Source organism: Pseudomonas sp. 21 (assembly GCF_000955805.1).
In the GTDB taxonomy this organism is placed as follows: domain Bacteria; phylum Pseudomonadota; class Gammaproteobacteria; order Pseudomonadales; family Pseudomonadaceae; genus Pseudomonas.
On the sequence record NZ_JYOA01000013.1, the window covers coordinates 36541 to 43227 of the forward strand.

The following is a 6687-nucleotide window of genomic DNA, read 5'->3' on the forward strand; positions in this document are numbered from 1 at the left end:
CATGAACGTACTGATCGTCTACGCCCACCCCGAACCCCGTTCGCTCAATGGCTCGCTGAAGGACTTCGCCGTGCGCCACCTACAGGCCGCCGGACATGCCGTGCAGGTCTCCGACCTGTACGCGATGAACTGGAAGGCCCCGATCGACGCCTCCGACAGCCTCGACCGCGATCCGGAAGCGCGTTTCGACCCGTCACTGGACTCCCAGCGCGCCTACGCCGCCGGGCGGCAGAGCACGGACATCGCCGCCGAGCAGGAAAAACTGCGCTGGGCCGACACCGTGATCCTGCAGTTCCCGCTCTGGTGGTTCAGCATGCCGGCAATCCTCAAGGGCTGGTTCGAGCGGGTCTACGCCTACGGTTTCGCCTATGGCGTCGGCGAGCACTCCGATGCCCGCTGGGGCGACCGCTATGGCGAAGGCAACCTCGCCGGCAAGCGCGCCATGCTGGTGGTCACCACCGGCGGCTGGGAGTCGCACTACAGCTCGCGCGGCATCAACGGCCCGATCGACGACCTGCTCTTCCCGATCCATCACGGCGTGCTGTACTACCCCGGCTTCGACGTGCTGCCGCCGTACCTGGTGTATCGCACCAGCCGGGTGGATGCCGAACGCTACGCGCAGATCGAACGGGAGCTGGCCGAGCGTTTGGACACGCTCCAGACCACGGCTCCCATCCCCTTCCGCCGGCAGAATGGCGGTGATTACCAGATTCCCGCGCTGACCCTGCGCGAGGAGATCAATCCTCAGGCCACTGGTTTTGCTGCACATCTGGATTGAGGTCCTGTTCGCGAGCAAGCTCGCTCCTACAAAAGGCCATGAGCGCGACCTTGTAGGAGCGAGCTTGCTCGCGAACCGCCGAATCCTCAGGGCCGCACGCGAGGCTCCGCCTCGAAGGCGCTGCGCAGCAACTCGACGAACTCCGGCGCCGCCGGGATATCCACGTCACCGATGCGGCTCACCGGCACAGCCGGCGTCCAGGAGTTCATCACCACGGCCCCGGCAAGTCGCGGCAAGTCCTGCTGGTCAATGCTCAGCGACGACTGCCGCGCGCCAAGCTTGTCCAGTTGCCGCTGGAGGATGCCCATGGTGGTGCCCGTAAGCATCTTCGCCCGCGGCCAGATCACCGATTCACCGTCCCAGAATGCCAGGTTCCAGATGGTCGCCTCGCTGAAGCGACCACGGTGATCGGTGAACACTGCATCGTCGAAACCGGCGGCTACCGCCTCTCGCAGGTACCAGGTCTTGGCGATCTCGCCGACGTGCTTGATCTCCGGCAGCACCCGCTCGTGTCCGGCGATGGCCAGGGCCAGCGGTCCCTGCGGGCCATCCGACGGCGGCGCGGTGCGCACCAGCAGTTCGGGGCGGTGCTCGGGGCCGGCGACGGTGAATTCCCCGGCGGGCGAGTAGACCGTGGCCATCAGCGAAGTATCGCCCGGCGCTTGCTCCAGCGCGGCGCGCAGGGCCGCCCGGATTTCCTCGTCGGCATGGCTCTGGCCAAACAGCCGCTGCGAGGCGTTGCGCAGACGCTCCAGGTGCAGGTCCAGGCCGCGGATGCCGCCGCCGCGCACCTGCATGGCGGTGAAGTGGGCGTAGCCGGCGAAAGCCAGGGGTGCGAGGTCGTCGGCACTGGCGGGCTGGGCGTTGCGCTGGGTGATGTAGGGATGGATGGCGGCTGACATGGCGTGGCTTCCTCTGCTCGGTGATCTTCAAATTCAACATCAGGGTGAGATCACTATCGGCCTTTGACGAAGCGAGGAGAAACGAGTATTTCTCGACGGATCATCAAGCAGGATTTGAAGATCGATGAGCCGCTCGTTTCCCGGTATCCGCTCGCTGCGCACCTTCGAGGCGGCCGGCCGCCACCTGAATTTCACCCGCGCCGCCGAAGAAGTCGGCCTCACGCCCGCGGCGGTCAGCCACCAGATCAAGGAACTGGAAGACCAGCTCGGCCTCGGCCTGTTCGTGCGCACCAGCCGCAGCATCCAGCTGACCCCGGCGGGCGCCTTGCTGCTGGAAGCGGCGGCGGAATCCCTCGGCCTGCTGCACCGCGCCACGGTGCGGGCGCGGCGACTGGCGCGCACCTCGGAACAGCTGCGGGTCTCGCTCACCGCGCGCTTCGCCACCCACTGGCTGCTGCCGCGCCTGCCGCAGTTCCGGGCGCTGCATCCGGGGCTGAAACTCAGCTTCGACATCAGCGACGAGTTGCGCGACTTCGCCGTCGATGACATCGACCTGGCCATCCGTTTCGGCAGCGGACGCTACCCCGGCCTGCAGGCCGAGCGCCTGTTCGATACCCAGATCGTCCCGGTGTGCTGCCCGAGCCTGCTGGAGGACGGCCCGCCCCTGCGCGAGCCACGCGACCTGCAGGCCCACACGCTGTGCCACGTGGTGTGTGAAACGGAAGGCGCGCCCTGGCCGGACTGGTCGCGCTGGATGGCGGCGGCCGGCGTAGAGGACTTCGACGCCAGCGGCTGCGTTACCTTCGAGGACACCAGCCACGTGGTGCAGGCGGTGCTGGAGGGCGGCGCAGTCGGGCTGGCCGACCACGCCATGGTCGCCCGCGAACTGGAGCAGGGTCTGCTGGTGCAGCCGTTCGACCTGGGCGTGCGGGTCGCCGAGGACTACGCCTACAACCTGGTGTATCCGCTGGCCAGCGCGGACGACCCGCGGGTCAGGGGCTTCCGCGACTGGATCCTGCGGGAACTGGCCGTCTGACTCAGTCGTTCTGGGGAACCACGCGGGCGCCCGCCCCCTGCCCCTCGATGTAGACCCTGGTGCCGGGTTTCAGGCCGGCATTGACCGGCTGTGTGACCGAGACCAGCACGCCACTCTTCATCCGCACGATGATCTGCTGGGCTTCCTGGGGCTTGTCGTACTGGCGCTGCTCGGCATAGTTGCCACCCACCCCGCCCGCCAGCGCCCCGGCGATCATCGCCACGTCGCGCCCGGTACCGCGACCGATCAGGCTGCCGAGCGCGACGCCTCCCAGCCCCCCGAGAATGGCGCCCACACCGGTGTCGTGGTTGGTTTGTACCTGGGTCTCGGTGACCTGCTCGACCACTCCGGTGCGAATCTCCATTTCTCCCGGCGCGCCGGCGCCGCCGCTGCCCCCGCCGTCCATCCCGGCACAGGCGCTGAGGCCGAGCACGATGAAGCCGACGAGGAATCCGTGGTTGATGCGATGCATGGCGATCTCCTTGGTTGGGTTGGTTGCCGACCCCGGCGGCGCGTGCCACCCAGCCGGCTGAGCATTGCCCGGATTCGCTGAACTGCCCGCCCCGCGCGGGGTTTGCGACGGACGGTCGGACTGGATGCGGGCCGCCACCAGGGCTTGCCTTCACCGTGCTTTCCTGCGACAACGCTCGCCCTCACGGCAACAGGCCGCCAGCGCATCAGGAGAATGCCCATGAGCAACGAACTGCAGATCGAAGATATCGTCGTCGGCGACGGCAAGGCCGTGGTCAAGGGCGCACTGATCACCACCCAGTACAAGGGCACCCTGGAAGACGGCACCGTCTTCGATTCCTCGTACGACAAGGGTCGCCCGTTCCAGTGCGTGATCGGCACCGGCCGGGTGATCAAGGGCTGGGACCAGGGCCTGATGGGCATGAAGGTCGGCGGCAAGCGCAAGCTCTTCGTGCCCGCGCACCTGGCCTACGGCGAGCGCCAGGTCGGCGCGCACATCCAGCCCAACTCCAACCTGCTGTTCGAGATCGAACTGCTGGAAGTCCTCACCCGCGACGACTGATGCTTACCGCCAGGCTCAGGCGGGGGCCGCTTCCACGTTGCGCCGCATGGCCAGGATCGCCGTCGGCCCCTGGGCCTTGCGGGTGAACCAGAACACCCGGCTCACGCCACGGGTGATCGCCACGTAGGCCAGGCGCAATTGCTCGTCCTGCTGGGCCTGGTCATAGCTGCTGGCGAAGAAGCCCGAGGCGGCGTACAGCGCGCTGCGCAGCGGGTGTTTCTCCGGCGGTGCGCAGTCGTCGACGATGATCGCCACTTCCGCCTGCAAGCCCTTGGCGCGGTGAATGGTCATGCCCTTCACCGGCAACTTGCGGTCCAGCTCGCCGAGGATAGTCTGCAGGGTTTCATTGCGCCGGCTGAGCAGCAGTACGGCGGTCTTCTCCCGTGACCCGCGCGCGGCAACGTGCTCGCACTGCTTGCGGATCTCCTCCAGCAGCAGCGGCAGGTTGTTGCGCGCATCGAAGCGCTGCACCAGCTTCACCCCGTGATCGCCCGCTTCCGCCGACTTGAAGGCACGACAGGTCTTGGCCTGCTTGTTCGCCACGCCCACCAGCACCCGTTCGCCGTCGCGGATCACCGGGTCGATGCTGCGGTAGTTGGTCTCCAGCAGCAGCACGCGGCTCTTGCGCCGGCCCTTGCTGGGGAAGTGCCGGTCGAAGTCCATGAACAGCTCCGGCGAGCTGCCGCGCCAGGCGTAGATGGACTGCCAGTCATCACCGATGGCCATCAGGCTGACGGCTTCGCCGCGCTTGGCGAGGTCGCGGTGCAGCGCCTGCAGCCACTGCACGATCTGCGGCGAGACATCCTGGAACTCGTCGATCAGCAGGTGCTGGAAGGGGGCCAGGGCTTCGGCTGGCAGCTTGCCGTCGCCGAGCTGGTCGGTCAGGCGCTGGAAAGCCAGGTTGAAGGTCAGCAGGCCCTGCTCCTGCAAGGCCGTGTCGAAGGCTGCCCAGAACAGCTGCAGCGCCTCGATGAACTGGCGCTCGCGCGGCGGACAGCCGAGCTTCTTCGGCTGCAGCTGGTCGATGCGCAGGCCGATGCTCTCGATAAAGCCGGACTGGGCATGGAAGGCCTCGAACAGCGGCAGCGCGATGAACTCACCCGGCAGTTTGAAAGTATCCAGTGGCGCCTTGCCGATGCGGGGCGGCTTGCCGTCTTCCCCTGCCTCGGGCGGTGGCGGCAGCTCCAGCAGTTGATGCACCCGCACGCGGAATTCGTGCTGCTCGGCGTAGCACTGCTGATAGACCTGTTTGAGCAAGCGCTGCTGGGCCGGCCGCAGGCGGCCGGCGAGCAGTGGATTGTCCAGTTCGTCGGCTGGAGCGCGCTCGTCCAGTTGCTCGAACCAGCGCGGGTTCTTCAGCGCGACTTTCGCCAGGGTGCCCATCGCCGAGTGGAAGGTCCGTACGCACTGCCGCGCCTGCGCCGCGTCGAACGGATGGCTCCAGTAGCCAAGCACCTTCACCAGTTGCTCGCGCAGCTGCGTACAGGAGGCGTTGGTGAAGGAAATCACCGTCACCTTCTCGGCATCGATGCCCAGGTGGCAGAGCATATAGACGACTCGCAGGACCAGCGTCGTCGACTTGCCGGAGCCCGCGCCGGCGAAGATGCGGGTCAGCGGTTCGGGAGCGAGGATCATTGCCCACTGCTCGTCCGACGGCAGGCTGACGATCCCGTGGGCGGCCGCCTGGGCCACGCGCTGGCGCATGTCGAGGGCGTGCTGCTCGTCCGGAGCGCTGGCGGTGCCGTAGATGCCGGCCGCGGCCGGTGCACGCGGGCGCTTGGGCGCAGGCGCGTCACCCTCCTTCCTGGCTTTTGCGGTGCGCTTGGCTGGCGCCTTGGCTTTGCTCCTGGCCTTGCCGCGCCCACGGGGCTGCGCCGCTTCTCGCTCGGCGCGCAGGTATTCGGTGGTACGGGGGAAATAACGCGCAAGAGCTTCGGCAAGCAGCCGCTTGTAGCGTTCGACAGCAGACTCCATGGACCCATCCGATCAATTACAGCGTTGAATCATATGCGCTTTCGGACAGTGACAGGCAAGCGATCGGGCGGTTCCGCGTGGCCTTGGAAAATTGATAACCATTAGCGATTGGATTAGAGTCGGGCTCCCGCTTTTTCCGGCCTTGCCGCCCTGATGGATGACCCCATGTTCGAACTGGAAAATGTCAGTTTCAGCGTCCCCGGTCGCACACTCCTGCAACCGCTGAGCCTGCAGCTGGCCGACGGCAACATGATCGGGCTGATCGGCCACAACGGCTCGGGCAAGTCCACCCTGCTCAAGCTGCTGGCACGCCAGCAACAGGCCAGCGGCGGCAGCATCCGCCTGGACGGCAAGCCGCTGCAGGACTGGGGCAACCGCGACTTCGCGCGCCAGGTCGCCTACCTGCCGCAGCAACTGCCGCAGACCGACGGCCTGACCGTGCGCGAACTGGTCGCCTTCGGCCGTTACCCGTGGCATGGCGCGCTGGGCCGCGTGACCGGCGAAGACCGCAAGCAGATCGACCGCGCGCTGGAGCTGACCGACACCCAGGCCTTCGCCGACCGCCCGGTGGACCTACTCTCCGGCGGCGAACGCCAGCGCGTCTGGCTGGCCATGCTGCTGGCGCAGAACAGTCGCTACCTGCTGCTGGACGAACCGACCTCGGCGCTGGACATCGCCCACCAGGTCGAAGTGCTTTCCCGCGTCCACGAACTCAGCCGTGAGCTGGGCCTGGGCGTGCTGGTGGTGCTGCACGACATCAACATGGCGGCACGCTACTGCGACCACCTGATCGCCCTGCATGGCGGCCGCCTGCTGGCCCAGGGCTCGCCCGCCGAGCTGATGCGCGGGGACACGCTGGAAGACATCTACGGCATTCCCATGGGCGTGCTGAGCAATCCGGTGGATGGGTCGCCGATCAGCTACCTGCGCTGAATCCCACGAACACCTGTAGGAGCGGGCCATG

Annotated in this window: 7 protein-coding genes; 4 read left to right on the forward strand and 3 right to left on the reverse strand. The window is 67.2% G+C overall.

All coding sequences use genetic code 11. From position 1 onward, the window contains the following. Position 1 precedes the first annotated feature (1 nt). Positions 2-778: an NAD(P)H-dependent oxidoreductase gene (locus UB43_RS26550; RefSeq protein ID WP_045217418.1), complete on the forward strand. Its 777-nt coding sequence runs from the start codon at positions 2-4 to the stop codon at positions 776-778. An 86-nt stretch (positions 779-864) separates the two neighbouring features. On the opposite strand, the gene UB43_RS26555 is transcribed toward UB43_RS26550, so the two are convergent. Beyond that, positions 865-1680: an aminotransferase class IV family protein gene (locus tag UB43_RS26555; protein WP_045217420.1), complete on the reverse strand. Its 816-nt coding sequence runs from the start codon at positions 1678-1680 to the stop codon at positions 865-867. 124 nt (positions 1681-1804) lie between these two features. Here UB43_RS26555 and UB43_RS26560 point away from each other — a divergent pair, with 124 nt between their 5' ends. Next, positions 1805-2716: a LysR substrate-binding domain-containing protein gene (locus tag UB43_RS26560; RefSeq protein ID WP_045217423.1), complete on the forward strand. Its 912-nt coding sequence runs from the start codon at positions 1805-1807 to the stop codon at positions 2714-2716. Position 2717: 1 nt separating this feature from the next. Here the strand turns inward: UB43_RS26560 and UB43_RS26565 are convergent, their stop codons facing one another. Continuing rightward, on the reverse strand, positions 2718-3188 hold the full coding sequence (locus UB43_RS26565; protein ID WP_045217424.1) for a glycine zipper 2TM domain-containing protein: 471 nt from the start codon (positions 3186-3188) through the stop codon (positions 2718-2720). A gap of 219 nt (positions 3189-3407) precedes the next feature. On the opposite strand from UB43_RS26565, the gene UB43_RS26570 reads away from it, so the two are divergent. Next, positions 3408-3749, forward strand: coding sequence for an FKBP-type peptidyl-prolyl cis-trans isomerase (locus UB43_RS26570; protein WP_024766480.1), 342 nt, complete (start codon positions 3408-3410; stop codon positions 3747-3749). Positions 3750-3764: 15 nt separating this feature from the next. On the opposite strand, the gene UB43_RS26575 is transcribed toward UB43_RS26570, so the two are convergent. After that, entirely contained in the window at positions 3765-5723 is a 1959-nt protein-coding gene (locus UB43_RS26575) for a UvrD-helicase domain-containing protein (RefSeq protein ID WP_045217426.1), read from the reverse strand. A 165-nt stretch (positions 5724-5888) separates the two neighbouring features. Between UB43_RS26575 and UB43_RS26580 the strand changes: the two genes are divergently transcribed. Then, entirely contained in the window at positions 5889-6656 is a 768-nt protein-coding gene (locus tag UB43_RS26580; RefSeq protein ID WP_045217429.1) for an ATP-binding cassette domain-containing protein, read from the forward strand. The last annotated feature ends 31 nt before the right edge of the window (positions 6657-6687 follow it).

Bases quoted from the DNA above. Each gene is read 5' to 3' on its own strand.
- UB43_RS26580 (WP_045217429.1), top strand. From the start codon at position 5,889: ATGTTCGAACTGGAAAATGTCAGTTTCAGCGTCCCCGGTCGCACACTC.
- UB43_RS26565 (WP_045217424.1), bottom strand. From the start codon at position 3,188: ATGCATCGCATCAACCACGGATTCCTCGTCGGCTTCATCGTGCTCGGC.
- UB43_RS26575 (WP_045217426.1), bottom strand. From the start codon at position 5,723: ATGGAGTCTGCTGTCGAACGCTACAAGCGGCTGCTTGCCGAAGCTCTT.
- UB43_RS26550 (WP_045217418.1), top strand. From the start codon at position 2: ATGAACGTACTGATCGTCTACGCCCACCCCGAACCCCGTTCGCTCAAT.
- UB43_RS26560 (WP_045217423.1), top strand. From the start codon at position 1,805: ATGAGCCGCTCGTTTCCCGGTATCCGCTCGCTGCGCACCTTCGAGGCG.
- UB43_RS26555 (WP_045217420.1), bottom strand. From the start codon at position 1,680: ATGTCAGCCGCCATCCATCCCTACATCACCCAGCGCAACGCCCAGCCC.
- UB43_RS26570 (WP_024766480.1), top strand. From the start codon at position 3,408: ATGAGCAACGAACTGCAGATCGAAGATATCGTCGTCGGCGACGGCAAG.